Here is a 16,261-nt window from a genome sequence, read left to right on the forward strand (position 1 = left end):
GGTTTCTTAAATTAGACCGTCTTTAATAAGTTGGCTTTAGTTTGATCGTATTCTGCTTTCAAACGACCCACCAATTGCGCAGTGGGAGTAACTGCCTTCACGGCCCCAATGCCTTGACCGCAGCCCCAGATATCTTTCCAGGCTTTTTGTGCTGCACCGCCAAAGTTCATTTTGCTTGGATCGCTTTCTGGAAGATTCTCGGGGTCTAATCCAGCATTGCGGATAGAAGGGGCTAAATAGTTGCCAGATACGCCGGTAAATAGGTTGCTTAAAACAATATCATCTGAGTTGCAGTCAACTACCGCTTGCTTGTAGGCATCACTTGCACGCGCCTCTTCTGTTGCAATGAACGCCGAGCCAATATAAGCATAATCAGCGCCCATAGCCTGAGCGGCCAATACAGCGCCACCAGTAGCAATCGAGCCACTCAGCACTAACGGACCTTTAAACCACTCCCGAATTTCTTGGATCAATGCAAAGGGACTCTTAATGCCCGCATGTCCGCCAGCGCCGGCTGCAACTGCGATTAAGCCATCAGCACCTTTTTCAATTGCTTTTTTGGCAAACGTATTATTGATGATGTCATGCAATACGATGCCACCATAACTATGTGCAGCGATATTGATTTCTTCTCGTGCGCCTAGAGAGGTAATGATGATGGGTACTTTATATTTGACGCATAAAGCCATGTCATGTTCAAGTCGATCATTGCTTTTATGTACTATTTGGTTAATAGCAAATGGGGCCGCTGGCTTATCGGGATGTTCTTGGTTGTATGCCTCTAAGGCAGTGGTAATTTCAATCAACCATTCTTCAAGTTGCTCAGCTGGCCTGGCATTGAGGGCTGGCATAGAGCCAATTACACCCGCTTTGCATTGGGCAATTACCAATTTAGGATTGCTAATAATGAAAAGAGGGGCCGCAATGACGGGTAAATTACCATCCGCCAAATGCTTGTGAAGAACTTCTGGAAGAGGTTGATTGCTCATATTATTTTTTTCAGTAGTAAAGATGTTTACTGTTCAGTCTTGTACCAAACTTGAGTGCGACCTAGTAGTGGGACGCCAATATAGCCACGAACATCCATTTTCTTACCATCTTCAGTCGTAATTTTGACTCGATAGATTTCACCTTCTTCAGGATCCAAGATTCTGCCATCTATCCAAACGCCTGGCTTATCGCGCTTTAGATCGGTCATGATCTTCATGCCGAGAATGGGCTTATCTTTTCGATCATCTTTGCATAGCGTGCAGTAGACCAAAGGCTTTTCATTGGGCTTTGGAAAGGTTTTAATGATGGTGCCTTCCAGTTTGCCGTTCACTTCATCAATCTTGATTAAAGAAGAGGGCTCATTGGTTTTGTCATCAATCGTCTTCCAAACTCCAATAGCTGGATCGGTAGCCTGAGCATAGGCATTGGCAGCAAGCAGACTAAGAAAGCAAGCCGATAGGATGAATTGTTTTTTTAACATTTTGTTGTCTCCTAATATTGTTTAAGGCGAATCAGCAACGCTCAAAAATTCCAGCAGCACCCATACCGGTGCCAACACACATTGTTACCATGGCGTGCTTGAGATTGCGTCTCTGTAATGCATGAATAGCTGTCGCAGCACGGATGGCGCCTGTTGCACCCAAGGGATGTCCTAGAGCAATAGCACTACCCAGAGGATTCACTTTGCTCTGATCCAATCCAAGGTCTCGAATAACTGCTAAAGACTGAGCGGCAAATGCCTCGTTCAATTCAATCCAATCTAAATCCTGCAAATGGAGTCCCGCCAATTTCAATGCAGCCGGAATGGCTTCTTTAGGACCAATACCCATAATTTCAGGCGGAACGCCTTTTACGGCAAAGCTTACAAAGCGTGCCAAAGGGGTGAGGCCGAAGGTCTTAATTGCTTTTTCGCTTGCCAAGATCAGTGCGCCAACGCCATCTGAGGTCTGGGAGCTATTGCCGGCAGTAACGCTACCTCCAGCGGCGAAAGGTGACTTGAGTCTTGCCAATCCCTCCAGTGATGTATCAATGCGCGGCCCTTCATCTTTTGAGAATTCACGCCACTGCACATCTACTTGTCCTTTTCCTAGATCCATAGAGCGTTGAGCGACTTTGACAGGGAAGATTTCAGAGTTAAATTCACCAGCTGCTTGCGCGGCCATGGCTTTTTGGTGAGATTGAAATGCAAAGGCATCTTGATCCTCGCGACTTATCTTCCATTGCTGTGCAACCTTCTCAGCCGTTAGTCCCATTCCATAAGCAATGCCAATATTTTCATCGCCCATAAAGATTTCTGGAGACATTGATGGGGAATTACCGCCCATGGGAACCATGCTCATCGATTCAACGCCACCAGCAATCATGACATCTGCTTCACCAACCCGAATACGGTCAGCTGCCATAGCAATAGCATTCAGTCCGGAAGAGCAAAAACGATTAACGGTAATGCCACCTACGGTATTAGGTAGGCCACCTAGGAGCAATCCTATGCGAGCCACATTTAAACCTTGCTGAGCTTCTGGCATGGCGCAGCCAATAATGGCATCCTCAATTGCTTTGGGGTCTAGGGTAGGGACTTGCGTCAGAACATGTTGCAAGGCATTGCCAAGCAAATCATCGGGTCGAGTATTTTTTAATGCACCCCGGCCAGACCTGCCAACAGCACTGCGTGTTGCAGCTACGATATAGGCGTCTTGAATATTTTTCATAGTGATATCTCGGTAAATTAGTTTCTAACAGGCTTGCCAGTTTGGAGAATCCCCATAATCCGTTCCATGGATTTAGGGTTACCAATGAGCTCAATAAAAGCTTGACGTTCGAGCTTGAGCAGCCATTCTTCGGTAACTAGTGTTCCAGCATCGACATCACCGCCAGTGATGATGTCGATAATCTTCTTGGCAATAAAGGCATCATGCTCAGAAATAAAGCCACCATCTCGCATATTGACTACTTGACCCATCACAGTTGCAGCAACAGAGCGGCCACCAACTGCAATTAAGGTTGGGATCGGTGGCCTATATCCGGCATAGCGCATCGCTTTGACTTGATTTTGTGCCTGCGCCAGTAATTCATAGACGTTAGCAACAATAATGTCACCTTTTTGTAGGTAAGCCATCTTCATCGCTTCTTGAGCGGATGAAGAAACTTTTGCCATTGCAGCATTCTCAAAAGACGCTTTAGTGAAATCCAAATAATTGGTATTACCAGCGAGTGCTACACCCTGAGCTGCACGAATGGCTGCCTCTTTGAGTCCACCACCAGCGGGTAATAAACCAACGCCAACTTCCACCAATCCTATGTAGCTCTCCATAGCAGCAACCCTGCGTGCAGACTGGAGAACTAATTCACAACCGCCGCCTAAGGCAATGCCGGAAACTGCGGCTACAACTGGCACTTGGGAGTATTTGATTTTCATCATCGTGTCTTGAAACTCTTTGACGAACGGCTCAACTCCAGCGGGGCCGCCTTTCATGACCATTGGCATCGCAGCTTCCAAGTTGGCGCCTGCAGAGAATGGTCCACCAGGTGTTCCTAGTTTTAATGAGGTTGGCTGCCAGATGACCAATCCCGCATAGCTTGCTTCTGCAATATCAACCGCTTTTTGTAGACCGCTTAATACGTCTGGACTAAAGGTATTCATCTTCGAGCGGAATGAAGCAATGAGGACCTCAGGTTGATTGGCGTCTACCCAGGCACGGAAGTCCGTATTTTCATAAATAGTGGTGCCTGCTGTTTTAGGATCCGGAGAGCCGTCTCCTAGTAGGGGTGCTCTAAATACTTGCTTTTGATAAACCGGCAAAGCAGAGCGGGGGATGTATTTGTTCTCAGAGGCAGACCATGACCCTTCAGGGGTATGGAAGGCTTGCTTATCAACAACCGGTCCGCTAAAGAGCCATGCAGGTAGAGGCTCTTTGCTTAATGTCTTACCAGCATCAATGTCTTCTTTAATCCAGTTAGCTACTTGAGTTACACCAGCAGCTTGCCAGTCCTCAAAGGGTCCCAAATTCCAACCATAACCCCAGCGCATTGCAAAATCAATCTCACGAGCGGATTGTGCAATGTCACCAAGGTGAATCGCGCAGTAATGGAAGATGTCGCGATAAATTGCCCACAAGAATTGCGCTTGAGGTTCATCGGTTTCGCGCAATAACTCAAGACGCTCAGCAATCGGCTTTTTCAGAATACGCTCAATCAGCGGTTCAATCGTTGCGGTAGAGGGCTTGTATTCACCAGTAGCAGCATCAAGCACCAGAACATTCTTACCCTCCTTGCGATAAAAGCCTGCTTTCGTTTTCTGACCTAAGGCGCCTTTTGCAATGAGCTGGCTAACCACCTCAGGGGTTTTAAACAGCGCAGAGAAAGAGTCGCCTTGCAATGCGTTTTCCATAGTCTTAATCACATGGGCCATGGTATCCAAGCCAACTACGTCACTGGTTCTGAAGGTGGCGGATTTAGCGCGACCTAACTTGCTGCCAGTAATGGCATCAACTTCATCAAAACCTAAGCCAAACTTTTGCGCTTCAGCAAACACGGCCAAAATTGAGAAAACACCCACGCGATTACCAATAAAGTTCGGCGTATCCTTAGCGCGCACAACCCCTTTACCCATCGTAGAAGTCATGAAGGTTTCTAGGGCATCCAAAACGACAGGATCAGTATCAGCTGCCGGAATGAGCTCTAGCAAATGCATATAACGCGGCGGATTGAAGAAGTGCACGCCGCAGAAGCGCTTCTTGAGATCACCAGAAAAACCTTTAGCTAGCTCTCCAATAGGAAGGCCAGAGGTATTCGTGGCAAACAGCGCATGTGCTGGAATATGTGGGGCCACTTTTTCATAAAGAGCATGCTTCCAGTCTAAACGCTCTGCAATGGCTTCAATGATGAGGTCGCAATCTGCTAAGAGACCAAGGTCATCCTCATAGTTCGCCGGAGTAATCAGGTTAGCTTCTGAAGACAAACCCAGTGGAGCAGGTTTTAGCTTCTTGAGGTTTTCAATTGCTTTCAGTGCGATCGCATTTTTACTAACGGGTTTGCCATCATCAGACTTGCTTGGTAAGTCAAATAAAACAACCGGTAGACCGACATTAATACATTGAGCAGCTATCTGAGCACCCATTACGCCAGCACCTAGGATGGCTACTTTTTTAATGATCTTGTTATCACTCATATTTTGTCTCTCAGAAAAAATCAGCAGGCATAGCCATTAAGGACTTAGAACCAGCGCGCGCTTGACGGATTAGCATGGCAGTCTCAGGAAGGAGTTTGTCAAAGTAGAAGCGGGCAGTAGCCAATTTCGCTTCATAAAAAGGATCTTTGCTAGCTTTATTGGCTAAAGCTATTTTTGCCATGCGAGCAAAGAGGTAGGAATAAATCAAGTGGCCCACAACACGCAAGTAAGGAACAGCGGCAGCGCCCACTTCTTCATGATTCATCATGGCTTTCATGCCAATTTCTTTGGTGAGCTTTTCAACCTTGACGGCGATATCCGAAAGCGGATCGATAAACCCCTGCATTTCTTTGCGAACACCTTCGTCTTCGATGAACTGCTCGATGATCTTGCCAAACTTGGTGAGCTTTTTACCCATGTCACCAAGCACTTTACGACCCAAGAGATCAAGGGATTGAATGGTGTTGGTGCCTTCATAAATCATATTGATACGGGCATCACGAACATATTGCTCCATACCCCATTCAGCAATGTAGCCGTGGCCACCAAATACTTGCATACCTTCATTCGTAGCAGTAAATGCGTTATCAGTTAAGAAGGCTTTAATAATGGGGGTGAGTAGGGCGACCATCTCGCCAGTTTCTTTGCGAACCTTTTCATCTGGATGATTAAGCTCTTTATCAATCATGAGTGCCACCCAGTAAGAGAAAGCTCTACCAGCTTCTGCATAGGCTCTTTGGGTTAGCAACATTCTACGAACATCTGGATGAACGATGATTGGATCAGCTGCCTTTTCTGGGGCCTTAGCGCCAGTTAAGCTACGCATCTGGAGACGCTCTTTGGCGTAAGCCGCAGAGTTTTGATAAGCCACTTCAGTTAAACCAAGACTTTGCATTCCTACGCCAAGACGGGCAGCATTCATCATCACAAACATCGCGTTCAGACCTTTGTGAGGCTCGCCAACGAGGGTGCCTATGGCACCATCAAAGTTCATGACACAAGTGGCGTTTCCATGAATACCCATCTTGTGCTCCAGCGATCCGCAAGACACGGCATTAGGTGCACCAATGGCACCATCAGCGCCAATCTTAAACTTCGGAACAGCAAATAAAGAGATCCCTTTGCTACCAACTGGCGAGTCAGGTAAACGCGCCAAGACAAGGTGCACAATATTTTCTGCAAGATCATGATCTCCACTAGAGATAAAAATCTTGGTTCCATTAATGGAGTAAGTGCCATCGGCTTGAGGCTCAGCTTTGGTTTTTAGTAAGCCAAGATCGGTTCCACAGTGGGGTTCAGTTAGACACATCGTGCCGGTCCATTGACCAGATACCAATTTCTCTAAGTATGTTTTTTTCTGTTCTTCAGTACCGTGCGCATGCAGACACTCATACGCGCCATGAGATAAACCTGGGTACATCGTCCAGGACTGATTGGCCGAGTTGAGGGTTTCATAAAGCACTGTGTTCAATAGCTGCGGTAATCCTTGCCCACCATACTCAGGGTCGCAAGATAGGGCAGGCCAACCTCCAGCAACATACTGCTCATACGCTTGCTTAAAGCCAGTAGGGGTCGTAACTGACCCATCCTCATGACGCTTACAACCTTCTTGATCGCCAATCTGATTCAAGGGGAAGGCGATCTCACTAGCAAACTTACCGGCCTCCTCAATAATCTGATTCATGGTGTCTTTATCAACATCCTGATATGCGGGAAGAGCAGCAAACTCTTTGCCGGCATCAAGCATTTCATGAATTACGAATTGAATATCACGTAGCGGTGGATTGTATTGAGGCATAGTTGTCTTCTATTAAGGTTATAGATAGGAATATTGGGCTGTTGATTAATTAGATTTATAGCTACTCAAAATTTCTTTAATTAACTTATTTGCATTCGCCAGGCATTTCGGATTATCTAAAAAACGGGAATCATGGTGTACGCCTAGAGCGATGCTATACAGCTGAAAGAGGAGGATCTCTACGTTCACGGATTTCTTAAGATGACCTGCTGCGATAGATTCCTGAATCCCACGGCGGATTGCAGAGCGCCAGTCTTCTACGCTGCGCACTAGTTCATCGCGCACAATACCCGGTTGATCATCAAACTCGACGGCGCCGGCAATAAAGAAGCAACTTGAGCTGTCATCACCAGTGCTCATCTTGATCCAAGATTGAATCATTTGATTTAAGCGTGGCAATCCTTTGGGCTTAAGAAGGGCTGGAGAAAAGATAAGGTCCTGAAAACGCTGGTAATACTCTCGCACTACAGCAACTTGGAGCTCTTCTCTAGAACCAAAGTGGGCAAAAACGCCACTCTTACTCATCTTGACTGCTTCTGCAATATTGCCAATGGTCAAGCCTTCAAGGCCAGATTTACTGGCGATTGTCAGAGCCGCTTCAATGATGGAGCGCTTTGTCTGAGCGCCTTTTTTAGGCTCAACAAGCTCTCTCTGTAAATCTCTAGATTCTTGTATGGACATTTAAATGCACGCAAAATGTTGTAAAAATAATACGATCGTTCGTTTATATTACAGCATTAATTAAATTCTGAAACTAGTTTCTAGGCCTCTGAAATACGGATTCCAATCCAAAGGCGTAATTAAATTGATGCAGCGCAAAATAAATAGAGGGAAAACCCGAGATACAAAAATCAAAGAAATTAAATAAGATTCATGTAGTTGTTACACACCATTAAAAAAAATTAACACAGGAAGACACATGAAAACAGTAAAGATTAGCGCTCTTGTTTTGGCAATGACAGGCGTATTGGCTGCAAACGCAAACGCACAGTCTACAAAAACGAATGCTTGGGAAGGTTTCTATGCAGAAGCTGCAGTAGGATATGCGGCATTCAGCCCAACTATTACTAGCGCAACATTAAAATCCGCACTAGGTACTTTGCCTGTTACAACGCAACAAAATGACGTCAACACTGCAACAAATAAAATTGGTATAGGTTACAACTATGGTATCAACGATAAGTACACTCTAGGCATTGCTGCAAGCTATGCTCTTGGAGCTTCATCTGCGGCAAGTGGGACTTTCACTGCTGCAGTTCCTGCTCAGTATGGCGGGCCTTCGACCAAGTGGTTTAACTATCAGCTGAAGAATATTTGGTCTGTAACTCTAAATCCTGGATATGCTATCGATAAAGATAGTTTAGTTTACGGAAAAGTAGGTGTAACAGGGACCACCATGGGTATCAATGGGCAAACCGCTAACTATCAAACCAGTAACCTCACTGGATATGTTCTTGGTTTGGGTTACAAGCAGATGGTAACTCAGTCGATATATGTGCTTGGAGAGGTGAACTATGCCGGTCTTAGTACCAAGACGGCAACCATTGCAACAAGCTCAGGCCCACTTACGGGTAACATAGGAGGCTCTGGCTATGACGTCCTCGTCGGCCTTGGGTATCGCTTCTAATTATTGCAAATATCAAAAGTCAAAGCCCTCTCATAGCAGAGGGCTTTTTCTTTAGATTTAGTGCCGTCATGTTTAGAATGATTCATGCAGATTTGATAATCTGACTACCAATAAAAATATATCGAGACTGGAAATAACTACATGGTTAATCCCGCAAAGCCCTGGCTAAAACACTATCCTGAGGGCGTTCCTCATGAAGTCGATATCACTGGCTATAACTCCTTGCTGGATATGTTTGAGGAAGCTTTTGAGCGCTATCCCAATCGCCGTGCTTGCGAGTACCTTGATAAGTTTTTAACTTACAGAGATCTTGATCAGCACTCAAAACATTTTGCTTCTTATTTGCAGAGTCTGGGTTTAGAACCAGGATCTCGCGTAGCAATTATGTTGCCTAACGTTTTACAGTTTCAGATTGCGATGATTGGCATTCTTCGTGCTGGTTTCGTAGTAGTCAACGTCAATCCACTTTATACCGCTCGTGAGTTAGAGCATCAATTAAAAGACAGCGGCGCTTCAGCACTAGTTATTCTAGAAAACTTTGCACATGTCTATCAGCATATCGCTGCTGAAGTGCCATTGAAGCAAACCATCGTCACTTCACTTGGCGAAATGATTGGTTTGAAAGGCTCGATAGTCAATTTCGTAGTTCGTAATGTTAAAAAACTCGTTCCTGCATGGGATATTCCTGGCCATATTACGTTCTTGGCAGCTCTAAGCGAGGGCAGTCTTCAACGGTGGAATAAACCTAATACTTCCTTGAGCGACATTGCATTCTTACAATACACCGGAGGTACTACTGGGTTATCTAAAGGCGCCATTCTTCTACATAGCAATATTCTGTCTAACGTCATTCAGACTGAGCTCTGGCTTGAGCCAGGATTAAAGCGCAAACAGGTTGATCAGCTGGTTTTTTTATGCGCTTTACCGATGTATCACATTTTTGCATTAACGGCCTGTGCGGTCTTGGGAATGCGTAAAGGTGGTCTATTGGTTTTGGTTCCCAATCCGCGGGATTTTGATGGATTCATAAAGTTGCTGAAGAAACACCCAAACATCAATATCTTCCCCGGAGTAAATACTTTATTTAATGCGCTGATGCATAAGCCCGAATTCGCCACAGTGAAGTTCCCGAATATTTTGGCAACGATTGGTGGCGGCATGGCAATGCAAAAGGTGGTGGCTGATCACTGGCAAGAAATGACTGGCGCTCCTATTGCTGAGGGATATGGGCTCTCTGAAACCTCTCCAGTCGCTTGTGTCAATTCTGCTTTGATTGAGAGTTTTACTGGGTATATTGGCTTCCCGGTACCAAGTACCGAGGTAGTGATCTTGGGTGATGATGGCATCGAGGTGCCTTTTGGCACTCCTGGTGAAATTTGTATTCGGGGTCCGCAGGTGATGGCTGGTTATTGGAATAAACCAGAAGAAACTAAAAATGTGATGACGGCAGACGGTTACTTTAAGTCGGGCGATATCGGCATCATGAATGCAGATGGCCTGACAAAAATCGTCGATCGTAAAAAGGATATGGTCCTAGTTTCAGGATTTAACGTTTATCCAAACGAAGTGGAGGAAGTCTTATCCTTAGTTCCTGGTGTTTTGGAGTGCGCAGTGATTGGTGTGCCTGATGAAGATTCTGGTGAGGCTGTTAAGGCATTCATTGTGAAACAGGATCCATCATTAACCGAGGAAACTATCTTGGCATTCTGCAAAGAAAATCTCACCAACTACAAGCGCCCCAAGCATATTGTTTTCCGTAAGGACTTACCTAAGACCAACGTTGGAAAAATCTTACGACGTGAATTAAGGGATTTATAAGCCATTCCAATACCCATCTTGTAAAGGCCAATCATTTAAAATACGTTTTTTAGCTCCTTATTTGTAAAATACTATCGTGATTCTTTGGCTTCGCTCCTTACTGTTCTATGCATTTGGTTTCACAACTGTCACCATTGTTGCAAGTGCAATTATTCTGGTCATCCCCTTTACCAGTCGAAGTACGCGTTACCAAATGGGGGTATTTTGGTGTCAATTAACTCAAAAAGCGCTCTTATTTTTTTGTGGAATTAACATCAAAATAAAAGGGTTCGAGAATATTCCTCAAGACCCTAAAAAATCACTGATCCTGTTGGGTAAGCATCAATCAGCATGGGAGACCTTTATCTACCCAGCCTTTTTTCCAAGACAACTTTGTTTTGTGTTTAAAAGAGAATTGTTATTTGTGCCGTTTTTTGGTTGGGCATTAGCTTCGCTAAAAATGATCCATATTAACCGTGGTGATCGCGAGAAGTCCCGTGCGGCAGTCAATGAACAGGGCAAGGTGGTATTGGCCCAGGGCAGTTGGATTGCTATTTACCCAGAAGGCACTCGCACCCCGCGGGGATTGTTTAAGCCCTACAGAAAAGGCGGTGTACGCCTTGCCATTAGTACTCATACAGACATACTCCCTGTAGCCCAGAACTCTGGAGCTATATGGCCCAGAAACACCTTCTTAAAGCGCCCAGGATTGATTACGCTCTCGATTGGGCCAGTGATTTCAATGCAAGGCAAGACCGAGGAACAGTTACAGCTAGAGGTGGAGGCTTGGATTGAGGGTGAGATGCGAAAACTGGATGCACCAGCGTATACCCAGTAATTCCTCAGTTTTTCTTTATCTTCTTGCGTATGTACAAGGTCTTAGTGATACGTGCCACAACATCACCTTCATGATCTTTGATATCGGCGACAAAGTCCCTTAGTATCTTATCTCCAGGTTCAGCAGCGCTGATGATTTCATCTAGTTGCTCTTGGGTAATTTCAAAGTTGGCGTGAACTTTACCTTTACCAGGCTTTAGAAATTCGATCTTGGCAGCTTGGTCCCAAACAATATAACTTTTGCCAATATTCTGCGACACCATCATCATGAAGAAGGGGTCGGTCATCGCAAAAAGACTACCGCCAAAATGTACCCCCACAATATTGCGGTTCAGTAGGCCATGCTTTAGGCGCACCTTGGCTTGACGAAAATCTTTAGCAATGTATTCAACAGTAATCCCAGCACCCAAGAACGGGGGCCATATATTCATGCCCCTTCGCAGTAGGTTTGCATTTATCACTGGTTAGATTTCTGCTGAGTTTCTATTTGGACTTCGGAGTCTTGCCAATCATCTTCGCTGCTCTCAAGAAATCAAAGTCGACGCCTTGATCTGCTTGAGTCACGGTATCCAAGAAAAGCTTCTTGTAGCCGCGTTCAGCAGTAGGTGAAGTAATGGGGTTATCTTTCATGCGCTTGGCGAGTTCTTCATCTGAAATCAGTAGGCTAATTTCACGATTCTTTACGCTCAAACGAATGCGATCACCATTCCGTACTTGCGCTAAGGGTCCACCAATAGCGGATTCAGGAGTGACGTGCAACACAATCGTGCCAAAGGCTGTACCGCTCATACGTCCATCAGAGATACGGACGATGTCTTTCACGCCAGCACGAGCTAATTTCATTGGGATGGGGATGTATCCAGCCTCTGGCATGCCAGGTGCGCCTTTAGGTCCAATATTTTTGAGTACCAAAATATCTTCAGCAGTGACATCTAAATCTGGACTGTCAATGCAGTTAGCTAAATCAGCAGCATCTTCAAACACAACTGCGCGACCTTCATGCTCCATGAGCTTTTCATTGGCGGCGGATTGCTTAATGATGGCGCCACCAGGGGCTAGATTGCCATGCAAGACAGCAATACTGCCACGTGGATAAATCGGTTTATCAAATGGGCGAACAACATCTTGTTTGAAGCTTGGAGGGGCAGCATCAATTTCTTCACCAAGGGTTCGGCCTGAAACGGTCATTGCATCGAGCTTCAATAGGGGCTTGAGCTCACGAAGCAGGGTGGTCATACCACCGGCATCATGGAAGTTCTCCATATAGTGATCACCTGAGGGTTTGAGATCAACCAGAACCGGAGTCTCATCGCCCATCTTATCAAGTGCATCTAAATCAATCTCTAGGCCCATACGGCCAGCGATGGCAGCTAAGTGAACAATGCCATTGGTTGATCCGCCAATAGCCAATAAAACACGCATCGCATTTTCAAATGCATCAGCAGTGAGAACTTTATCGATGGTCAAACCTTCTTTAGCCATCTTCACAGCGCACGTACCTGTTTCTTCTGCTACGCGGATGCGATCCGCAGTAACCGCTGGAGGAGTTGCGCCACCAGGAACTGTCATACCCAGCGCCTCAGAGATACAGGCCATGGTGCTTGCAGTGCCCATGACTGAACACGTACCTACGCTAGCCACCAGTTGATCATTCACCTCATCTTTTTCGACTTCATCAATTTCACCGGCGCGGAACTTGCCCCAGTAACGGCGACAGTCTGTACAAGCACCAACGCGTTCACTGCGATGTGAGCCAGTAAGCATGGAGCCGGTTATCAGTTGAATAGCTGGAATGCCAGCAGAAGCAGCGCCCATCATTTGGGCAGGAACGGTTTTATCGCAACCACCAATCATGACCACTGCATCCATTGGTTGCGCGCGCACCATCTCTTCAGTGTCCATAGACATTAAGTTGCGCAAGTACATGCTAGTAGGTGCTGCAAAACTTTCATGAATGGAAATCGTTGGAAATTCCATTGGCAAGCCACCAGCTAACATCACGCCGCGCTTCACTGCCTCAAGCAGTTGGGGCATATTGCCGTGGCAAGGGTTATAGGCACTTCCAGTATTAATAATGCCAATCACGGGGCGATCTAACGCGCTATTGGTATATCCAGCGCCCTTAATAAAGGCTTTGCGTAAAAATAATGAGAAGCCTTTGTCGCCATAGCTAGTTAAGCCTTTGCGTAAACCGCTCTCTGCAGGATCTTTTGGTTTATTGCTCATGAATGTCTCGAATCTCTTATAAGTGTTCTTTTGACCTTATTGTAGCGATGGAATAGCCAATTTACCTACAGACCACCACCCCAGCGGTACTGCCAAGAGATCCCCATTGCAGTGTAGTCAGTATTGGTGTTGGAATAAACGCCTTTGCTGCCAGTGAGGCGGATCGAATTGTGCTTATTGATAGGGTAAGAAAAAGTGCTGCCAAAGCGCCAATTTTCTTGTGAACCACTGATTGCGGTGCCGTTGACATATTTCTGGCCGCCCATAAAGTAGGTCGCGTCCGCAGAAATATAGGCCGTATTCTCAAAGTAATAGATCGCATGGGCTTCCGAAGAGTAGATCGGGTTTTGTGAGAGCGTATTACTTCCCAGAAAACTTGTATTGCTGGTGTAGATCGTGGCCATGCCTGCCAGCTCAAAACGCCATGGTCCGATGGCTTGAGATGCTCCGATAGCGGGCTGAATAAGAGAGCGATTAGCGCCTACGTTGAGCATTTGCTCGTTGTTGTACTTACCCCATGGAATAGATGCAGCAAGACTTGCGCCAATAATTAAGTCCTGCTGGTAATGCTTAAATTCCTCCAGTGAGAGTGCTGGTGCGCCGTACAGATTGGCAGAGATTTTTACAACGGGATCCGATAAACCTTCTGCGGAGGCATTCATATATTGAGCACCAACACTGCCGGTACCTGAAAGTTGAGCATAAGGGACTAAGAGGCTAATCCTGCCAGACTGTCCGAAGACGTCGATGATGCGGGTCAGGTTTGCCGCTTCAGTAGTGAGGGTGTAGGAACCGCTTTTGGCTTGTGCGATACCGCCAGTAATAAAGTTAATGCCAATGGGCGCATTGGAATAAGCGCGCGCTTCGATTTCTTGGGCATAAGCCTGTTGGCAAAAAAATCCCAACAGGCAAAGCCAAAAAACTCTCACGTAATACAAGTAAAGCAATTATTTTTTGGAGCCAAATAGGACTGCCAGAGTTTCGGTATTCCCCACAACCTTATTGAACCCGACAAAAATCAAGTACGGCCAAACAATTAGCCAATACACAATTGACATGGCCAATACTCTTAGTGGATCACCGCCTCCAAAAGCGGTCATAGAGGTAATAAATTCTTTTCCATGGATCAGGCCATCCACTCCTGCTTCAAGATAGTTCAGAGCAATCACAACAATAATATAAACAATAGACTCAATAAGCAGAGAGCCAACAATTCCATTTTTTTTATCTACCTTAATGGGATAAGCGGCCTGCGCAATCAGCATGAATTTCGCTGACAAACCCGCTTTGATTAATGCAAAACCAAATAAGGCTAGGGGAATGGGGCGCTCTTCGAGTGCGGTTGCAGCCATAAAGGTAATAGCGCAGAACCAAATGCCGAAATAAATCGATAAAGAAATTGCCTTCTTCATTTCCTCTTCGAGTTTGATTTTCAAGCCAGGTTTATTGGTGAGGTTCTTAGTGCTATTAGTCATGAAAATCTTTAGTGAGAGGAATCGGAGCGTTAGTCACCGCATGTAGAGCAAGAGCTAGAGGCGGCTACCTCAGCTGGTGCTGGCTCTTGTGTGTAACGTGCAATAAAGGCATGTTTTGTAGTCATCGGGATGTTGAGCCAAACAAAGTGACCAGAGCCAGGGGCTACGTCTATCGATTCGCCCTTCATATTCCACATTTCTGACAAAACAATATCTGTGTTTCCGTTTGGTTCGATGATCTCGATTTTGTCGCCAATAGAAAAGCGATTCTTGACATCTACCTTGACGCGGCCGGTTGCAGCATCGGTCTCCAGCGTTTCACCTACATACAAGCTACGTCCTGATAAGGAGTGGCCACGCATATAGAGTTGGTATTCTTTATCGTGGTGACGCTCATAAAACCCGTCGGTGTAACCACGATTAGCTAGGCCCTCTAATTGACCCAATAGAGCTGTGTTAAATGGTTTACCTGCAACAGCATCATTAATTGCGGCTCTGTAAGACTGCACAGTACGTGAAACGTAGTAGGGTGATTTGGTGCGACCTTCGATCTTGAAGGAGTCCACACCCATCTTAGTTAGGCGCTCAATATGCTCAACGGCTCGCAGATCCTTTGAGTTCATGATGTAAGTACCATGCTCATCTTCTTCCATCGGCATCAAATCATCAGGGCGACGGGCTTCCTGTAAAAGTACAACATCACCACTGGTGTTCTGTTGGCCAGGTTTGACCTTGTAATCCCAGCGGCAGGCATTGGTACATGCGCCTTGATTGGAGTCTCGATGAGACATATAGCCAGATAGTAAACAGCGGCCTGAGTAGGCGATACAGAGCGCGCCATGAACAAATACTTCAAGCTCCATCTCTGGGCAGTCTTGACGCACTTCTTCAATTTCATCAAAGGAGAGTTCACGAGACAAAATCACGCGACTAATACCAACCGAGCGCCAGAATTTAGCTGAAGCGCCATTCACGGTGTTGGCCTGAACAGATAAATGAATTGGCATATCTGGCCAAGCTTCACGAGCCATCATGATGAGGCCTGGATCAGACATGATTAAAGCATCTGGCTTTAATGCAATCACTGGATCCATATCTTTAATATAAGTACGTGTCTTACCGCCATGAGGCAATAAGTTGGAAACCAAATAAAACTTCTTACCCATTTCGTGGGCGGTATCGATGCCTTGCTTAAGGACTTCAATCTTGCCAAAGTCGTTATTGCGCACCCTCAGGGAGTAACGTGGCTGCCCCGCATAAATGGCATCGGCGCCAAAATCAAAGGCAGTACGCAGCATAGAGAGGCTGCCGGCTGGAGCGAGAAGTTCAGGAATCTTAGTCAT

The 16,261-nt window shown here is 45.8% G+C and carries 14 protein-coding genes; 3 read left to right on the plus strand and 11 right to left on the minus strand.

What is annotated here, in order from left to right:
• Positions 1 to 11: 11 nt before the first annotated feature.
• From ICN20_RS08970 to ICN20_RS08995, 6 genes are read right to left on the minus strand one after another with little or no spacing between them, the layout of a single operon-like run.
• The gene (locus ICN20_RS08970) at positions 12 to 989 is read right to left on the minus strand and encodes a nitronate monooxygenase family protein (RefSeq protein ID WP_216239697.1); all 978 of its coding nucleotides are present in this window, start codon (positions 987 to 989) and stop codon (positions 12 to 14) included.
• 26 nt (positions 990 to 1,015) lie between these two features.
• Positions 1,016 to 1,471: a DUF2147 domain-containing protein gene (locus tag ICN20_RS08975; RefSeq protein WP_216239698.1), complete on the minus strand. Its 456-nt coding sequence runs from the start codon at positions 1,469 to 1,471 to the stop codon at positions 1,016 to 1,018.
• Positions 1,472 to 1,502: 31 nt separating this feature from the next.
• The gene (locus ICN20_RS08980) at positions 1,503 to 2,699 is read right to left on the minus strand and encodes an acetyl-CoA C-acyltransferase (RefSeq protein WP_216239700.1); all 1,197 of its coding nucleotides are present in this window, start codon (positions 2,697 to 2,699) and stop codon (positions 1,503 to 1,505) included.
• A gap of 17 nt (positions 2,700 to 2,716) precedes the next feature.
• The gene (locus tag ICN20_RS08985) at positions 2,717 to 5,158 is read right to left on the minus strand and encodes a 3-hydroxyacyl-CoA dehydrogenase/enoyl-CoA hydratase family protein (RefSeq protein WP_216239701.1); all 2,442 of its coding nucleotides are present in this window, start codon (positions 5,156 to 5,158) and stop codon (positions 2,717 to 2,719) included.
• A gap of 10 nt (positions 5,159 to 5,168) precedes the next feature.
• Entirely contained in the window at positions 5,169 to 6,956 is a 1,788-nt protein-coding gene (locus tag ICN20_RS08990; RefSeq protein WP_216239702.1) for an acyl-CoA dehydrogenase C-terminal domain-containing protein, read from the minus strand.
• A gap of 45 nt (positions 6,957 to 7,001) precedes the next feature.
• Positions 7,002 to 7,637 (minus strand): TetR/AcrR family transcriptional regulator, encoded by a 636-nt coding sequence (locus ICN20_RS08995; RefSeq protein WP_216239703.1) that lies wholly within the window; start codon positions 7,635 to 7,637, stop codon positions 7,002 to 7,004.
• A gap of 238 nt (positions 7,638 to 7,875) precedes the next feature.
• Here ICN20_RS08995 and ICN20_RS09000 point away from each other — a divergent pair, with 238 nt between their 5' ends.
• The 3 genes from ICN20_RS09000 to ICN20_RS09010 all read left to right on the plus strand — a co-directional run bounded on the left by ICN20_RS09000 (position 7,876) and on the right by ICN20_RS09010 (position 11,218).
• Positions 7,876 to 8,583, plus strand: coding sequence for an outer membrane protein (locus ICN20_RS09000; protein ID WP_216239704.1), 708 nt, complete (start codon positions 7,876 to 7,878; stop codon positions 8,581 to 8,583).
• 141 nt (positions 8,584 to 8,724) lie between these two features.
• Entirely contained in the window at positions 8,725 to 10,401 is a 1,677-nt protein-coding gene (locus ICN20_RS09005; RefSeq protein ID WP_216239705.1) for a long-chain-fatty-acid--CoA ligase, read from the plus strand.
• Positions 10,402 to 10,477: 76 nt separating this feature from the next.
• On the plus strand, positions 10,478 to 11,218 hold the full coding sequence (locus ICN20_RS09010; RefSeq protein WP_370624540.1) for a lysophospholipid acyltransferase family protein: 741 nt from the start codon (positions 10,478 to 10,480) through the stop codon (positions 11,216 to 11,218).
• Positions 11,219 to 11,222: 4 nt separating this feature from the next.
• Here the strand turns inward: ICN20_RS09010 and ICN20_RS09015 are convergent, their stop codons facing one another.
• From ICN20_RS09015 to ICN20_RS09035, 5 genes are all read right to left on the minus strand, one after another.
• Positions 11,223 to 11,648 (minus strand): DUF4442 domain-containing protein, encoded by a 426-nt coding sequence (locus ICN20_RS09015; RefSeq protein WP_216239706.1) that lies wholly within the window; start codon positions 11,646 to 11,648, stop codon positions 11,223 to 11,225.
• A gap of 52 nt (positions 11,649 to 11,700) precedes the next feature.
• Positions 11,701 to 13,443 (minus strand): IlvD/Edd family dehydratase, encoded by a 1,743-nt coding sequence (locus ICN20_RS09020; RefSeq protein ID WP_216239707.1) that lies wholly within the window; start codon positions 13,441 to 13,443, stop codon positions 11,701 to 11,703.
• 65 nt (positions 13,444 to 13,508) lie between these two features.
• Positions 13,509 to 14,372 carry a transporter gene (locus ICN20_RS09025; RefSeq protein ID WP_370624541.1) on the minus strand — a complete coding sequence of 288 codons (864 nt, stop codon included), beginning with the start codon at positions 14,370 to 14,372 and terminating at the stop codon, positions 13,509 to 13,511.
• A gap of 18 nt (positions 14,373 to 14,390) precedes the next feature.
• The gene (locus ICN20_RS09030; RefSeq protein ID WP_216239710.1) at positions 14,391 to 14,918 is read right to left on the minus strand and encodes a hypothetical protein; all 528 of its coding nucleotides are present in this window, start codon (positions 14,916 to 14,918) and stop codon (positions 14,391 to 14,393) included.
• A 29-nt stretch (positions 14,919 to 14,947) separates the two neighbouring features.
• Positions 14,948 to 16,261 carry a U32 family peptidase gene (locus ICN20_RS09035; protein ID WP_216239712.1) on the minus strand — a complete coding sequence of 438 codons (1,314 nt, stop codon included), beginning with the start codon at positions 16,259 to 16,261 and terminating at the stop codon, positions 14,948 to 14,950.

Origin of the sequence: Polynucleobacter sp. JS-Polo-80-F4, from assembly GCF_018881965.1 — a bacterium.
Lineage (GTDB): Bacteria > Pseudomonadota > Gammaproteobacteria > Burkholderiales > Burkholderiaceae > Polynucleobacter.